We start from the raw sequence: 15,964 nt of genomic DNA on the forward strand, positions 1-15,964 counted from the left end.
TGCAGTAGAGTAACAGTCTCTATGGATAGCTAGTATCAAGAGGTGGATTGGGATGATGCACCGCAAAGAGTGGCGGCCACTCGGTTATGTTGTTCTCTATCTGCTGTTTGGGTTGATCTGGGTTCATGGATCGGATTTTCTGATCAGCCTGTTGGCGCCCAGTGTCGGGCTCTTTGATCTGATTAACAGCTTCAAGGGCAGCGCCTTTGTTGTAATCAGTGCCAGCTGTTTGTACCTTGCGCTCGCTCCGCCCAGCGACAGGTTAGTCTCCGGTGAGCCTGTCGTTCATGACCGAGGACAGTGGGTGATCTTTGCCAGCCTGATGCTCATTGCGTTAGCGCTGCCTTCGGTCGGTGGCGCGCTGACGCTGTGGCTGGAAGCCGAGAAAGCCATTCTCGCCGATGCAACACAGGCATGGCTACTGACCGGTCTGGCCGCCATGGCCCTCTCTGCCCTGCTCATTCTGATTTACCGTCGCCAGCTGAATCTGAGTCTGGCGTGGCACCTTGATTCTGTCGCATCCCAACGAGAGCAGTTGTTGGGGCGTTTTTTTGACATGCCCTTCATCGGTATGGGGTTGACTGACCCCACTACGGGACACTGGATAAAGGTTAACGACTGCCTGGAATGCCTCCTGGGCTTCAGTGTTGAAGAGCTGCGGCAGAAAACCTGGCAGGAGTTGACCCATCCCGAGGATCTGGCTGCAGATGAGAGTGCCTTCCGGCGGTTGTTGAATGGTGATACGGAAGCCTATCAGCTCGAAAAACGTTTTATTGCCGCCAGCGGTCAACATGTACCTGTGCGAATCTATATCAAGCTGCTGCGTGACGGTTCTGGCTTGCCGGAGCATGTCATCTGCATGATACAGGACCTGACTCGGGAGCAGCATAACCAGCGAGCCCTCCAGCGTCAGTCGAATCTGTACAACATGCTGTCCAGAATTAATCAGGTCATTCTGTACAGCCGAACTGTCGATGAAGTGCTGCAGGCCGCTTGCAGGATTGCGGTTGAAGAAGGCCAGCTCCGTTTTGCCTGGATAGGTTTGTGTGATGAGCATCGGCGAATTACCGGTTCACAGGCTCACGCAGGGGATCCAGCGACTGCATTGGGTGTGCGGCAGTTGATGCAAATCTTTGCGCGCCACCCGGGCCAGGGCGTAAGTGAGCAGGCAGTGTTGAATGATGAGACAGTCGTGGTCAATGACTGCTTGGCCGTTGCCGAGTATCAGCCTTGGCACGAGTTCGCCAGTCGTTTTCGCTGTCTTTCGGCGATCGCCTTGCCCCTGCACCATAAGGGGGAGGTCTATGCCAACCTGACGCTCTATTCTGATAGCGTCGACTTTTTCTCTCCCAAGCTGGTCAAAACGTTGGAAGAACTGGCCCATGATATCGGTTTTGCTCTCGATTCGATCAGTCGAGATCAGGCTCTTGAAGCAGCCAATCAGGTGATCAACTCCAGCCCGTTTGTATTGATCCGCTGGCGTCATGAACAGGGCTGGCCGATCGAGTATGTGTCGGAGAATATTCGCAATCTGGGCCTGGAGCCTGAGCAGTTGATGCACAGGGACAGTCGGTTTGAATCATTCATACATCCTCAGGACCGTACCCGGGTCAGTGAAGAAGCGCACCGGTATATGCAACAGGGCGTGACTACATTTACCCAGACTTACCGGCTGGGTAACAAAGCTGAGGATGATCCCTGTTGGGTTGAGGATCAAACCCATGTATTGCAGGACCCGACCGGCAAGGTGGTCGCTATTGAAGGGGTTTTGACTGACATCACAACACGTCGGCAGCAGGAGAGACGATTGCAGCAGGCTGCTGCCGTTGTGCAAAGTACCCGAGAAGGGGTGTTGATCACCAACGCCAACCGGCAGGTGATTCAGGTCAATCCGGCATTCACCGACATGTTTGGCTGGAATGAGGAGGAGCTGAGTCAGCAATCGCTTGCTGTTCTGCGTTCCGAGTTTCACCCTGCCAGTTTCTACCATGCACTTTGGCAGCAAGTTGGGGAAGAGGGGCATTGGCAGGGTGAGATCATGTGCCGGCGGCGTCATGGAGAGGTCTTTCCGGCGCTGTTGAGTATCAGCCGGATTAGGCTGGACAGCGAGGATGCCAGCCATTATGTCAGTGTCTTTACCGATATATCCAGATTGAAAAACAGTGAATCCCGAATCGAGTACCTGGCTAACCATGATGCATTGACAGGTTTGCCCAATCGCAAGGCGCTGTTCCGGCAGCTTGAAGCCTGCAGCCATTACAATCGGCATCATGAGCGCCTTTCGGCTCTGTTAATGGCTGATCTGGATAATTTCAGGGATATCAATGACAGCCTTGGGCACCCGGAGGGTGATCGTCTGCTACAGCAGATTGTTGAGCGGCTTGAGGAAGGAGTGCGCGAAGGTGATTTGTTGTATCGATTGGGTGGGGACGAATTCGGCATTTTGCTGCAGGAAGTTTCGGACAGCAACGATGTTGTTTCCACGGCCGCTGCATTGATACAGCGTTTGCAGCCAGTGTTTCGCCTGAGCGACTGTGCAGAGGTGCGTGCCAGTGCAAGCTGGGGGATCACGCTAATTGATGATCAGGGCTTATCGCCGGAGGTGATTTTGCAGCAGGCAGACGCCGCTTTGTTTAAAGCCAAGGAGCAGCGGGGCAGCCTGCACTTTTTCAGTGATGATCTCACCCTGGCTGTTCATCATCGCATGCAGCTTGAACAGCGGCTCAGAAGAGCCCTGGAGCATGACGAACTGTGCCTTTACTATCAGCCCCAGTGGTCGATTGACGGCTCCAGAATGACAGGCGTCGAAGCATTGGTGCGGTGGCAAGACCCGGAAAAGGGATTGATATCGCCTGCCGAGTTTATCCCTGTTGCTGAGCAAAGTGCACTGATCAGCCAAATAGGCAGTTGGGTGTTGCGCAGCGCCTGTGAGCAGATCGCTCGCTGGCTGGTACAAGGGATTCAGGTGCCTCGCGTTGCCGTCAATGTCTCGCCACAGCAATTGCATCATCACCATTTGCCGCAGGAAGTGGCCAGTATTCTCCAGCAGACTCATATACCACCGACACTGCTGGAATTGGAGCTAACCGAGAGTGCTCTGATGTCACCGGGAGTAGAGGCGGTCGAGATGCTGAACGCATTGCGCGTGCTAGGGGTGAGCCTTGCGATCGATGATTTCGGTACCGGTTATTCGTCACTGGCATATCTGAAGCGTTTTCCTTTGAATATGCTCAAAATTGACAAGTCATTTACTGATGACCTGTTGGCCAGTGATGAAGCCAAGGCCATTGTGGAAACGGTTGTCATGCTTGGCCACAAGTTGGGTCTGAGTGTACTGGCAGAAGGTGTTGAAGATGAGAGACAAAGGGTCGAACTGGAACGTCTGGGATGTCATCAATTCCAGGGATATCTCAAAAGCCGTCCCTTGCCTGCAACCGAGCTGGAGGCCTTGCTGGTCAACAGAGAAATTTGACTTGAAACAAGCCCGGCCGGCAGATTTCATATTAGTGGACGTATTTTGCTGGGGTTAGAGTATTTTTCCTGTAGGATTACGCAGACAGTTAAACGTCTGCTTGAATTTGGCAGGGAAGACTCAGCGTCATGAAGACATCCGCTCCACTTCCTTTGTTCGGGACAATCGGCGCCAACCTTTTGTTGGCGCTGGGCTATATGTTGCTTGGCCTGTTATTCCTGCCAACCGGTCTTCATGAGCAGATAGTGCCTCTCTGGTTGCCTGCGGGCCTCGGACTGGCCGCGGTATTGCGCGGCGGCTTCAGGTTCCTGCCGGGCATAGGCTTGGGCAGCCTGTTGATCAACCTGGTCATCCCGGCCCTCAACTATCCCTTGGCTGCGCACCATTTTTGGAGTGCATTAATGATCGCGACCGGGGCGACGCTCCAGACTGCACTCGGTTGCTGGCTGTTGCAGCGTTACGGGGCTGATCCCACTCGGCCCCATCGAGATCAATGGATGCTGCGCTACGTGCTGTTCAGCGGGTTGTTGGTGTGCCTTTTAAACGCTTCAATCGGCACCTTTGCGGTTACCTTCTTCAACCAATCAGGTGGCAGTCAGGGAGTTTTGCTGGATATGGCAACCTGGTGGTTGGGCGACAGTTTTGGCGTGATTCTGGGAACGCCTCTCTTCCTGTCTTTTACAGGTGCCTTCAGGGGGACTGGTCAAAAACGCAACTGGATTTTGCCGCTGCGATTGAGTAGCACCCTATTTGCCATCGTTCTGATCAACCAATACTACCTGTCTCACCTCTCTGGTCTGTTAAAGCAGAGCTTTGAGCAAGATGTCCAGCTGGTTGATGCTCGCATACAGATGATCATTCAACAGAACCTGAGAGACCTGTCACGCCTCGCACAAGAGTTGAACAAGGAAACGCAGGTTTCTCGTGATGATTTCCATGCGCTGGTGGCACCGTTGCTGGAGAATAACCCTGCACTACGCGCTTACTCATGGGATCCACTGGTGCTGCGCAGTGATCGTGATGCCTTTGAGCAATGGACCCGGGAGCAATTGCAGTGGCCTGAGTACAGTATCTATGGTGAGTCACCTGAAACGGAACGCGTGCTGATTCCGGTTCAGTTTGTCGAACCTATGGACGCGAATATGGCGGCATTGGGTTTCAATCTCTATTCACTGGAAGATCGTCGTCGTTGGGTGTGGCTGGCGCAAACCCGTGGTGAAGCGGTTGCAACTGAAGTGTTGCACTTGACGCAGGCCCCGGACGAGCCCGGTATGCTGATTTTGCAACCGGTATACCGCCTGGTGGGCGAGGGGTTGATGCAGAGTCAACGACAACTCCAGGGATTCGTCGTGGGGGTCTTTACGATTCACCGCATGCTTGAGGCAGTGCTGATCGGCAACAGTGTGCAGAATATCGAACTGCGTGTCAGTGAGGCAGGGCAACCACCTTTCTATTCGACGACAACCGAAGACATCACACACCAGCAGGATCTGCATCAGGTATTTGAGATCCAGTTGGCGCAGCAGGTATGGCGCGTTGAGGCTCTGGCTGGCCCCGATTATCTTGCGGCACACCCCATCAGTCAGGCGCAGTACCTGCAGGTACTACTGGTCGGTATCGGGTGTCTCGGTTCCCTTCTGGTGTTGTCGATGCACAACCGTGAACAACAGCTGGAAGCGAGGGTGCAGCAGCAAACGGATGATCTGGCCTGGCAGGCGCGTCACGATGATTTGACCCGGTTACAAAATCGAAAAGGTTTGCATGAAACCCTGACACAGCTACTGTCGGGGTCCGATGCGCATTTTGCGCTGTTGTTCATTGACCTTGACCGCTTCAAGCACGTGAATGACAGTCTTGGGCACCAGGTCGGTGATGCGCTCCTGCAGACGGTTGCCGGCGCCTTGAGTCAGCAGATGCCCGATGATCTCAAGCTTTTTCGAATGGGCGGTGATGAATTCATTCTGCTGGTTCCGGGTGGCCAGAAGCGTGCCGAGGCCGAAGCGAAAGGCGTACTGGCCGTGTTGGAGAACTCCTTCCCCGTGGCGGGTCACCGCCTCCAGCTGACCGCGAGTATTGGGATCAGCCTGTATCCAGACCATGGCGACAACGCGAACAACCTTATCAAGCATGCTGATACCGCAATGTACCGTGCCAAAGGACGAGGCAAGAACCGATATGAGCTGTATTCCGCTGATCTGACCACAGATGCGCTCAACTATTTCTCACTGGAGCAGGATCTGCGCCTTGGGCTGCATAAGCAGGAGCTGGTGATTCATTATCAGCCACAGTATCAGTTATCTGACCGCTCACTCTGTGGTTATGAAGCGCTGGTGCGTTGGCAACACCCGGAGCAGGGGCTGTTGGGGCCTGACCGTTTCATACCCCTGGCGGAAGAGACGCAGCTGATCGTGCCTCTGGGCTGGCAGGTGATCGAACTGGTCTGCAGACAATTGGCACAGTGGCGTAAAGAGGGAGTGAATACACCTCTGGTCGCAATCAATATTTCACCGCAGCAGCTGTTACAGGCCGATTTTATCCAGCGTCTCAATCAGATCGTGGCCGAACATGAGCTGGATCGTCACCTGCTGGAGCTTGAAATTACCGAGTCGATGATTATGCAGGACCCGGACTTCGTGATCCGGCAGCTGCAGCGCTTGCGTCTGTCAGGTTACCACTTGGCACTGGATGATTTCGGCACCGGCTACTCCTCGCTCGATCGCATCAAGTACCTGCCGTTGAACAGAATCAAGATCGACAAGAGTTTTACGCGCGATATCGGTCGTAATCCCAAGGACGAGGCCGTGGTGCTCAGTACCATCGCGCTTGGGCATAGTTTGGGTATCGAAGTACTGGCAGAAGGTGTCGAGACCGCTGAGCAGAGTGCCTTTCTTCAGAAACACGATTGCGACTCCGTGCAAGGCTATCTCTTTGGACGGCCGCAGCCTGTCGAAGAGCTGTCAGTCAAGCCTTCTGTTATGTCTGTCAATGAGTAGGCAACTGTTCTGAGTTTGGATCAATAAGGCGCAATCCTGGCTCTGTTCGGTGATGTCTGGCGGTTCACTCGGGGATCTCATAAGGGGCTATACGGAAGGCCTCCAGCCGATAGCCCGCAGTTCCCATTTCGTGACTGAATACCTCTGTAGTCAGGCGGCCACTGACGATTACGGCATCATACAAACTCTCAATACGGGTGCCAGGCTCGTAGTGGACATCGATAATCTGGTTGGATGGTGGTGGCGGCACATGGATGCAGGCACCAAAATACGGCACCAGAAAGAAACGATCCACTTTGTCGCCTTCACCTTCCAGGGGAACGACAAACCCCGGGACACTGACCATCTGCCCGTTCATGGTTTCAACGACCGGGGCTGAAGCCAGTGACTGCATCAGCTCATCATAAAGCCGTTGTGCCTTGTCACTGTAGTCATCGAGCTGTTCCAGCTCCGGGTTGTTGTACATCGTTTCCAGTGACAGCGCATAATCCTCGGGCATGAGCACTGCCCAGTCGATTTCCGGCGCCGCCTCACCGTTGATGATCACGTCTTCGGCATGGGCAGCCGTCAGATTCAGCAGAGCCGCCAGCATCAGGATTACACTTCTCATGGTGAAAGTACTCGGTCAGTATCGTCGTATCAGGCGGCTGGCCGAAGCCATTCGCCAGGCCAGTAGCGCTGGTATGAGCCCGCTTGCAAGTCCCAGCGTCAGAATCACGGCACACAGCTGCCATTGTGTTGGGCTTAGCATCCCCAAATAGAGCAACAGGCCGAACTGTTCCAGTAGAGGTTGCTGCAGCAGCGCCATTCCTGCCTGAAGCAACAGGATACCGCCCAGAACACCGCCCAGGGAAAGCATCAGGCACTCAAGCATCAGCAACTGAGCAACTCGACAGGGCGGGCAGCCAAGGGCTCGCAAGACTGCAATTTCATGTCGCCGCTGTTGGGTGGCGGCCAGGAAAACAGCCAGCATTCCGGTCATGCCAATCAGCAGAGCGGCTGCAGAGACTGCGAGCAATGCTTTTTCCGCCACGCCGACCAGTTGCCACAATTCCTGCAGGGCAACGCCCGGCAGAATGGCGGTGAGGGGCGCTTCACGTCGATTGTTCAGCTCTCGCTGCAGGTGGAAGGTGTTGAGGCGCGATTTCAGTCCGACCAGAACGGCCGTCACTTCAGTCGGCGTCAAATCGCGCTGGCGTGCGCGCTCCGGGCTGATCTGAAGTCCAGGCAAGGGCACACCGGCTCTCCAACCAAGATGTACAGCCTCCAACCCCTCCAGTGATACCATCAATGTGCGATCCAGTGGTGTGCCGGTCGGGGCCAGGATGCCGCTAACGCTGAAGGGCATCTGCGTGTGCTTCATGAAGCTGGTATTTCCGCTGCCATGGGCGATGATTACAGGGTCACCCGGCTGGTAGCCCAGCTTACGTGCGACTTCGGCACCGATCACAATGGAGAAAAGGTCGTCGAAGGGGCCTCCGGCGGTAAAGGCCAGTGCCTGCTGGTCAGCAAAACGATAATGCTGAAACAGACTGTTATGCGTACCGATAACCCGGTAACCCCGATGTGAGTCTCCCAGTGAGAGTGGAATGGTCCACTCAACTCGAGCGTCGTTGGTCAGAGACTCATAACTGCTCCAGTCCATGTTGCTGGTTGCAGAGCCTATATGAAACAGTGAATAGAGCAGCAGCTGGACAGGTCCCGAACGGGCACCAACAATCAGATCCGTGCCTGCCACGGTTGCCATGAAATTCTGGCGGCTTTGCTCGCGTATTTGCTGCACACCCAGCAGCAAGGCTGTGCTCAGCGTGATGGTAAAAAGAGTCAGCAACACGGATGTGCGCCGGCTCTGCAAACTGTTCCATGCCAGGCGGATCAACATGAGGCAGTTCTCCCCAGGAACAGTCTCTGGGCGAAGTACTTTGCCAGTGCAGGGTCATGACTGACCATCAGCAAGGTGGTGTTACTCTGATTCAGCTCCTCAAAAAGCAGCTGCATGAAGTGATCGCGGCTGTCTGTATCAAGTGCCGAGGTCGGTTCATCGGCAATGAGCAGTGACGGCCGCCCGATCAGCGCACGGGCAGCGGCGACCCTTTGCTGCTGTCCGATCGACAGCTCGGTTACCTTGCGCTGCCGGAACAGGGCAGGGTCAAGCTGAAGCCTGGTGAGCAGACGCTCCGCTTCCTGCTCCACACACTGACCATTGATGCCTGCTCTGTGTCGTCGCAGAGCTGACAGGGAGCAGGGTAGGGTCACATTATCGATCAGGTTCAGGTAGGGCAGCAGGTTGAACTGCTGGAACAGCATGCCGACCTGATCTGCCCGAAACCGGTCCAGGGCGCGTGATGACATCGAGGCCAGGTTTTGCCCGGCGACTTCCAGAGTGCCGTCATAACCGGGCTGCAGTCCGGAAATGAGGTTCAGCAGCGTGGTCTTGCCGCTGCCGGATGGTCCCTGAATAAGCAAATGATCACCAGGCCCGAGTTCAAGCTGGTCGATCATCAGGATCGGTGCCTGATTGGGCCAGGCAAAACGGAGCGATTTAAGGCGCAGAACCGAGCTCATGGCAGCGACAACCGGGTGTGCCCGGCGTTAAGCATGTGCCGGTGCTGACCATCAGGTGTAATGAGCTGCAGTTCCAGGTGTTCGATGGCAGGAAAGTGGTGCATCAAGGGCAGCTCAAGGGCATTCAATTTCCGGCTGTCGGCACAAAGATACTGGTACTCCGCCATCAGATCAGCATGAGCGGCCGAGTGAGACGTTTCATGTTCATGGGCGTGATGGTGCATCTGTTCGTGGCTGTCGGGCGTATAGGGCAAATGCAGCTCAACCCGGCTCAGGCTGCAATCGGCCCCTTCCGGAAACCTGATCAGCTCATCGGCCTGTCTCAGTTTGACCAGTGTTGCATCCCAAACAGCCAGTTCCTCATGACGGGTGGGCTGGTGTTCGAAACCGGTCAGGTTAGCCAATGGAGAGGTCAATGTGATTGCGACCATCGGTGGCTCAATCACCATGTCCAGCTGCGCTACGCCATGTTGATGGATACTTGCAGCCACAGCCATATGGACAGGTAAACCGGCAATCAAAAGTAACGTAGCAACCAGGCGCATTCAGACCTCAACCTCGACAGAAATGATGAGAGATGTTACTACATAACAAAATGAATTCCAGTGAGTTCTTGATACGCAGTCAAATCAAGGCTTCGTGCCTGTCAGACAAGGACTTTCATCACTTTGGCGTTTAGAATGAAGGCACACTTACTCAGGGAGCCGTCTGCGTGAATTTCTTGTCCCCACTGCGCAAGCTGATCGTATTGCTTCTGTTGCCTATCAGTGGGCAGTTGATGGCAGCCCAGTTTGTCCTTGAAGGTGTCGAGGGGGAACTGGCGGACAATATTCGAGCCCTGTTAAGTATTGATGACCTGATGACGGCTGAAGGCTCCTTGCCCACAGCCAGCCGCTTGCGCTATCTCCACCGTCAGTCTGAAGCGGAGATTCGAACTGCTCTGCAGCCCTATGGATACTATCGGCCGACACTCAAGCTTCTGCTCAACATTGAGGGGGAGCCGGATCAATGGTCAGCTGTCTACAGGGTCGAAGCCGGACCTCAGATGCGAATAAATCGTGCCAGGCTGGCACTTGAAGGCCCGGGTGAGACAGACGAAGTTTTACAACAGGTTATTGATGAGTCGTCGATCAAGGCAGGCGCTGCGCTGCTGCATGGGGAATATGAAGCGTTAAAAAGCCGGTTGCAGTCTCACGCCTCAGAGCGTGGATATTATCAGGCGCGTTTCAGCACGAATGAGATCAGGGTCGATGTAGAGGCAAATCTGGCCGATATAGAGCTCATCTATGAAACCGGACCTCGTGCACGCATTGGTGAAATCCGCTTTGATGCCGCCCCCGTTTCAGAGTCATTGCTGCGTCGTTACTTGCCTTTTGATAGCGGAGATCCCGTGGAGACAGCCAAGCTGGTGGAGCTTCAGCGTCACCTGATCAATAGTGACTACTTCGCGGACGTTGAAGTACGGCCCCGACTGGATGAGCGAGCGGGGGCAGAGCTGCCGATTGATGTGAAACTGACGCCTCGTAAACGCAGCCTTTATCAGGCCGGATTCGGCTATGGTACCGATACCGGTGCCCGGATGCAGTTGGGCCTTACCCGTCGCTGGCTCAATAGCCGGGGGCATACACTGGATACCCGTCTGCGCCTGTCCGAAATCCGCCAACAGCTTTCCAGCAGCTATCAGATTCCCGGTCAGAATCCGACGACGGACCGCTTTGCCCTCAATTTTCAATTGGAGGACGAACAGTCAGACACCATTGATGCTCGCACACTGAGGATCGGCGGCAGCTGGCAGAAGCAGTTGGGCGACTGGGAGCGCCTGTTGGCGCTGGACTGGCAGCAGGAAACCTGGCGCTTCGAAGGGCTGGAGCAGGACTCGACCTTGCTGGTGCCCAGCGCACGTTTCAGCCGAACCCGAGCAGACAACCGAATCAATACAACCCGTGGGCATCAGATCAGCCTGGGGGTCGCCGCCGCGGCCAAAACACTGCTGTCAGATACCGATCTGCTACAGCTTGATCTGCGCGGCAAGCGGGTGGATACCCTCTCAGAACGCTGGCGTCTGCTAACCCGAGCCGAGTTGGGTGTGACGTTCATCGATTCTGTTGATGAGCTACCGGCCAGCATGCGTTTCTATGCCGGAGGTGATAACAGCGTGCGCGGTTACGACTACCAGTCATTGGGCCCTCAAGGGGATGATGGCGATGTGATCGGTGGCCGCTACCTGATCGCCGGAAGCGTCGAAGTGGATTACCTCATCAAGGAAAATTGGCGTGTCGCTGCTTTCGTGGACAGCGGTAATGCTTTTGATGATACCCAGGCCGAGCTGAAAACCGGTGTCGGCCTTGGGGCTCGCTGGCAGTCACCGGTTGGGCCGGTGCGACTCGACTTTGCTGTACCGCTCGATGAGGATGGCTGGCAGATACACTTCACTTTGGGGCCTGATTTGTGAGACCGCTGTTGCGCTGGGGGCTGGGGACTTTTCTGGCCCTGTTGTTGACCGTTTTGGTACTGGTGTCGGCCGTGCTTTTTCTGCCGTCAGGTACTCGTTTTGCGATTAATTTCACAGCGTCTCTTCTGCCTCAGGTGGAAGTCGAAGGGGTTGATGGCACCCTGGCTTCGGAGCTGCAGATCAAGCATCTGCGCTTCGAGCAAAATGAGCTGGTGCTGGATCTGTCTGAGTTGCGCCTGTCCTGGCAGCCCTGGTTATTGACGCAATCGCTGTTGAAGATTCATGAACTCAGTGTGGTCCGTCTTGATGTCAGTTTGCCGCCGTCTGCTGAACAGGAGGCGGCTGATGGTGGTGCCCCCGCCGGACAGTTGCCCGAGTTGCCTTCAGTAACGCTGCCTCTGACGATTGAAGCTGAACGTGTCGCGCTGGGGCATGTTCGTGTTGTGCAGGCTGAGCAGGTGCTGGTGGATGAGCTCAGTCTGAGTCTCACGCTTAGAACCCTGAATAATCTGGTATTGATCGAACCCTTGATCATGGAGCAGCCTGGCAGTCGCCTTGAACTCAGTGGCTGGACGGAACCATCACAGCAGTTTTTGACCCACCTGGAATTGCAGGCGGGAACCGACCTGGCACGTTGGATTCGTTTCGATCATTGGCCTGAGCAGCTGCCGCTCGAGGCTGACATGGTGATTGATCTGGATGGTGCTGCGCGCAACCTCACACTCTCGCTGAATGCCGAACTTGCAGAGACTCGGCTGCGATTGCAATCCCAGATTGATGGAACTGAGGGTATTGTCATCAGCTATCAGCTCAATGCCCAGGGGGTGGATACGGCCCTTGCCGCGCCGGAGTGGCCCGGTAGCCTGGCAGTGGATGCCAGTGGTCGTGTTGAGCTGGGTAATGAGTTGCCACAAGTGGCAGTGGAGCTTAACAGCCTGCAGGGGCAGCTCAGGCAGGAGTCAATCAGTGCCACCGCCAGCCTGTCCGGCGATACCCGCGAATGGCAGGTTAAGGCCCTGAAACTGCGTTATGCCGGTGCCAAGGCTGATATCAGCGGCGCTGTCAGCGACCAATTGGCGCTTACATGGGCCTTGAGTGCTCCGAACCTGACCCGCTTGTTGCCAGCGGCCAGCGGCCAGCTGGAGCTGAGCGGTGAGATCAGTGGTCCTCGCTTGCAACCCGCTATCAAGGCACGTATTCGAGCACGGGGGTTGGCTTATGCCGAGCAGGCGCGTCTGGAGAGGATCAGTGGTGATGTGGCATTGGATTTATCCGGCAAGAGCGATTGGGCAGCGGACTTGCAACTGATCAATGCCGAGGCCAGTGGGCATACACTTGAAAAGGTGTTACTGAAGCTCACGGGCATACCCGAGCAACATCAGCTGACGCTGACCGCCAGTGGCTCACCGGGACGGGCAGAGCTATCGGCCGCCGGTGGCTGGGTGGCAGCCGATCAGCGCTGGGGTGGTCAATTGCAGCGACTGGAGTTGCAACCCCAACCGCTCAGTCACTGGCGTTCGTCGGCGGCTGCAGGACTTGCGGTGTCGCCTGAAGGGTATCAGTTACAACGTCTTTGTCTGGACGAGCTCAGTGCAGGCGGTAGCCTCTGCGTGCAGGCAGAAGGCAGTTTCGCTGGCGACACCGACGTTGTGGTGAAGTTGAATCAGCTGGCTATGGAGTTGTTGGCGCCGCTCCTCAACGGAATGCGACTGACCCCGAGTCTGTCCGCCGATGTGCTGTTCAGCCAGCAGCGGGGAGGCAAGCCTTCATTGACGGCCTCTCTCGAGACCAGTGCCGGAGAGCTGACGCCCGCGCAGGCTGATCAGACGCTGTCGCTGGCACCGATCGCTGCCAGTATTGAACTGGCTGATGATGATCTGGAGGTACAGGCTCGAACACTGCTGGAGTTTCTCTCCGGTGAGCTGGCGTTATCTCTGAATATCCGCGGTTTGAGTGCAGCGCAACAACTGCGGGGCAACTTAAAGCTGCAGGCTGATGACTTGAGCCGAGTATCCGTGCTGGTGCCTGATCTGCAGAACGTTCAGGGGCGCGTAGGGGGCGAGGTTTTGTTGAGTGGCAGCCTCTCTGCGCCTGAGCTGGAAGGCGAGTTGAACTATCTGGATGGCGCTGTTGAGTTGCCGGCTCTGGGGCTGGTGATTGCGCCGCTGGAGCTTCGCCTTAACCAGAGTGGCCTGCCAGGGCAGGTGCGCTTCACGGCTGCTGCAACCTCCGGAGAAGGGCGCCTCGATCTGCAGGGAGATTATGATTTGGCAGCACGGGAGGGTGTGCTGACTCTCGGCGGTGACAATTTCACAGCGATGGATACGGCAGAGATCAGGGCTCTTATCAGTCCGGATCTGCAACTGCAGTTAGGGGCGCGCGAGATCCGTCTGGGCGGTTCGCTGAAAGTGCCCTTGGCCCATATTTCACCACCGAAAACCCGCGAAAGCGCCCTGAAACCGTCAGCAGACGTTGTTCTGGTGAAAGAGGGTAAGGTGATTGAGAAAGAGCCCGTGATACCGGTCTATGCCGATCTTCGCATAGAACTGGGTGACGACGTTCGTGTGGATGCGCTCGGCTTCAAGGGGCGTCTGCTGGGTGCCTTGCAGATCGAAGAGAGTCCCGGGCAGGCGACTCGAGCGACCGGCAGCATTCAGGTCGAAAGCGGTGAATACCGCTTGTACGGGCAGGATCTCGACATTCGTCGCGGCAGCCTCGTGTATACCGCGGGCCCGGTGGACAATCCGGGGCTGGACCTGCGCATTGGGCGGCAGGTCGAGGAGGTGATTGTCGGGGCCGATATCAGTGGCACTTTGCGAGATCCGCGCATGGAGCTTTACGGAGAACCCGCCATGCCAGACAGCAGTGTGCTCTCTTATCTCTTGCTGGGTAAGCCACCAAGCGAAAGCTCTGCCGGCGAGCAACAAATGCTTATGCAGGCTGCGTTGGCACTGGGGATGAGTCAGGGCAACAAGATCACGGGCAAGCTGCGCGAGACGCTGGCACTGGATGAATTCGGGTTTGATAGCAGTGCCAGTGACGAGTCTGCGTTTTTCATCGGCAAGTATTTGTCGCCCCGTCTCTACCTGCGTTACGGTATTGGCGTGCTGGATGCGGTCAACACCCTGAGCCTCAAGTACAAGGTCAGCGACAAGTGGCGCGTGGAGGCGCAAAGCAGCGAGCTGGGCAGTGGTGCGGATATTCTCTACACACTGGAGCGCTAGGCCTGCAGCGCCCTTCGATGTTGTTCAGAAGTCAGGCCCGGGACACGGGCCCATTCAATAACTCAGTGCTTCAGCGGTGAGCCCTTGAGGCTCAGGGGTGTTTTCCTCGGTATCTCTAAACCGGGTCACAATCTGTGTCGCGGCTTCCAGTTGCGCTTTTAATGCCGACACGCAGAAGGTGTCCAGCTTGCCGGCTGCGGCCATGCGCTCGAGCTCCTCAATGGCAGCGGGTACTTCCCAGGGGGCTTTATAGGGGCGCTTGCTGGTCAGTGCATCGAAGATGTCGGCAACTGTCACGATGCGGGCTTCAACAGGTATCTGGTCGCCACTGAGTCCCTTGGGATAGCCGCTCCCGTCCAGAAACTCATGATGGCAGGCCACGATATTGAGCATGCTTTGAGCATCACTCAAATGATCCAGCTGGGAGTCTTTAAGGACTTTCAGGATGATCTGGACGCCCTTGTTGACGTGCTCCCGCATGATGGTGCGCTCATCAGCGGTCAATCGACTGGGCTTGAGCAGAATCCTGTCGGGAATGCCGATTTTGCCAATGTCGTGAAGTGACGCAAACAGACAGATGTGTTCAACCTTTTCGTCACTGAGTCCAAATTGGTCCGCAACGCCCTTGGCGATTAGTCTCGAGAACTGTGCGATACGGGTCAGATGTTTGCCAGTCTCAAAGTCACGCAAGTCTGCAAACTGACGTGCCGCCTGTGCTGTGGCCAGCAGGGCTCGTACGGTGGAAATCTCGTTGGAGATGGTCATGGTGATCATGTTGCAGAACATGACTACATCCCGTTGCACGGCATCGGTAAAAACGCCGGTCTGGCGGCTGTCCACGAAGATAAACCCCATGAATTGCTGGCCGTTGAAGATGGGCAGGGTTAACGAGGATCGGTACCCCTGCTTCAGCAGCCAATCCGAATGTGCGGTGCCGGGGGGAATATCAGTGGCGATATCATCAATCACCCGACAGCTGCCGTCCCTGGACATCTGCTGCAGTGATTTGCTTGCTGAAAGCGGATATTCATAGGAGACAATAGCATGTCCCTGGTGTGTGCTGTTGATAAATGTCTTCAGCAGGTCTGTATCGGTGTCATAGAGTGCGCAGGCAATGCGGGCGATGCCGGGAATGCTCTCAAGCATCCGGTTATGAAGCAGCTCAAGTCGGCCGGTAAGAGAATCAACATTGCCGAAAAGCGGTATTCCGTTGAACTTGAGCATAAGGTCCTCAACCTGTCATTCCTTTGTGACGCAA

The 15,964-nt window shown here is 55.8% G+C and carries 9 protein-coding genes; 4 read left to right on the forward strand and 5 right to left on the reverse strand.

The genetic code is table 11. The annotated features are described in order from the left end of the window. Window positions 1–52: 52 nt before the first annotated feature. Window positions 53–3,472: an EAL domain-containing protein gene (locus tag LN244_RS05545; RefSeq protein ID WP_239041853.1), complete on the forward strand. Its 3,420-nt coding sequence runs from the start codon at window positions 53–55 to the stop codon at window positions 3,470–3,472. A gap of 128 nt (window positions 3,473–3,600) precedes the next feature. After that, window positions 3,601–6,465, forward strand: a complete 2,865-nt coding sequence (locus LN244_RS05550; protein WP_239041854.1) for a bifunctional diguanylate cyclase/phosphodiesterase — start codon at window positions 3,601–3,603, stop codon at window positions 6,463–6,465. A 64-nt stretch (window positions 6,466–6,529) separates the two neighbouring features. On the opposite strand, the gene LN244_RS05555 is transcribed toward LN244_RS05550, so the two are convergent. Genes LN244_RS05555 through LN244_RS05570 form a run of 4 tightly spaced genes read right to left on the reverse strand, consistent with a single transcriptional unit; the run spans window position 6,530 to window position 9,575 of the window. Beyond that, a complete protein-coding gene (locus LN244_RS05555) occupies window positions 6,530–7,075 on the reverse strand; it encodes a DUF3299 domain-containing protein (protein WP_239041855.1) in 546 nt (181 codons plus the stop codon). 15 nt (window positions 7,076–7,090) lie between these two features. Next, window positions 7,091–8,347 (reverse strand): ABC transporter permease, encoded by a 1,257-nt coding sequence (locus LN244_RS05560; RefSeq protein WP_239041856.1) that lies wholly within the window; start codon window positions 8,345–8,347, stop codon window positions 7,091–7,093. Then, on the reverse strand, window positions 8,341–9,030 hold the full coding sequence (locus tag LN244_RS05565; RefSeq protein WP_239041857.1) for an ABC transporter ATP-binding protein: 690 nt from the start codon (window positions 9,028–9,030) through the stop codon (window positions 8,341–8,343). Before LN244_RS05565 ends, LN244_RS05560 begins: the two co-directional genes overlap by 7 nt. Further along, window positions 9,027–9,575: a ZrgA family zinc uptake protein gene (locus tag LN244_RS05570; protein ID WP_239041858.1), complete on the reverse strand. Its 549-nt coding sequence runs from the start codon at window positions 9,573–9,575 to the stop codon at window positions 9,027–9,029. Before LN244_RS05570 ends, LN244_RS05565 begins: the two co-directional genes overlap by 4 nt. A gap of 167 nt (window positions 9,576–9,742) precedes the next feature. On the opposite strand from LN244_RS05570, the gene LN244_RS05575 reads away from it, so the two are divergent. Together LN244_RS05575 and LN244_RS05580 are read left to right on the forward strand one after the other, a co-directional pair. After that, window positions 9,743–11,482, forward strand: coding sequence for an autotransporter assembly complex protein TamA (locus LN244_RS05575; RefSeq protein ID WP_239041859.1), 1,740 nt, complete (start codon window positions 9,743–9,745; stop codon window positions 11,480–11,482). Beyond that, window positions 11,479–14,706: a translocation/assembly module TamB domain-containing protein gene (locus tag LN244_RS05580; protein WP_239041860.1), complete on the forward strand. Its 3,228-nt coding sequence runs from the start codon at window positions 11,479–11,481 to the stop codon at window positions 14,704–14,706. The genes LN244_RS05575 and LN244_RS05580 overlap by 4 nt, the downstream gene beginning before the upstream one ends. A gap of 54 nt (window positions 14,707–14,760) precedes the next feature. Here LN244_RS05580 and LN244_RS05585 read toward each other — a convergent pair whose 3' ends face one another. After that, a complete protein-coding gene (locus LN244_RS05585; RefSeq protein WP_239041861.1) occupies window positions 14,761–15,930 on the reverse strand; it encodes an HD domain-containing phosphohydrolase in 1,170 nt (389 codons plus the stop codon). Window positions 15,931–15,964 lie beyond the last annotated feature (34 nt).

The sequence above is a fragment of the Marinobacterium sediminicola genome (genome assembly GCF_022343685.1).
GTDB lineage: Bacteria > Pseudomonadota > Gammaproteobacteria > Pseudomonadales > Balneatricaceae > Marinobacterium > Marinobacterium sediminicola.

Excerpts from the sequence above, each read along its gene's own strand:
- LN244_RS05565 (WP_239041857.1), bottom strand. The coding sequence starts at position 9,030 with ATGAGCTCGGTTCTGCGCCTTAAATCGCTCCGTTTTGCCTGGCCCAAT.
- LN244_RS05555 (WP_239041855.1), bottom strand. The coding sequence starts at position 7,075 with ATGAGAAGTGTAATCCTGATGCTGGCGGCTCTGCTGAATCTGACGGCT.
- LN244_RS05545 (WP_239041853.1), top strand. The coding sequence starts at position 53 with ATGATGCACCGCAAAGAGTGGCGGCCACTCGGTTATGTTGTTCTCTAT.
- LN244_RS05560 (WP_239041856.1), bottom strand. The coding sequence starts at position 8,347 with ATGTTGATCCGCCTGGCATGGAACAGTTTGCAGAGCCGGCGCACATCC.
- LN244_RS05550 (WP_239041854.1), top strand. The coding sequence starts at position 3,601 with ATGAAGACATCCGCTCCACTTCCTTTGTTCGGGACAATCGGCGCCAAC.
- LN244_RS05585 (WP_239041861.1), bottom strand. The coding sequence starts at position 15,930 with ATGCTCAAGTTCAACGGAATACCGCTTTTCGGCAATGTTGATTCTCTT.
- LN244_RS05570 (WP_239041858.1), bottom strand. The coding sequence starts at position 9,575 with ATGCGCCTGGTTGCTACGTTACTTTTGATTGCCGGTTTACCTGTCCAT.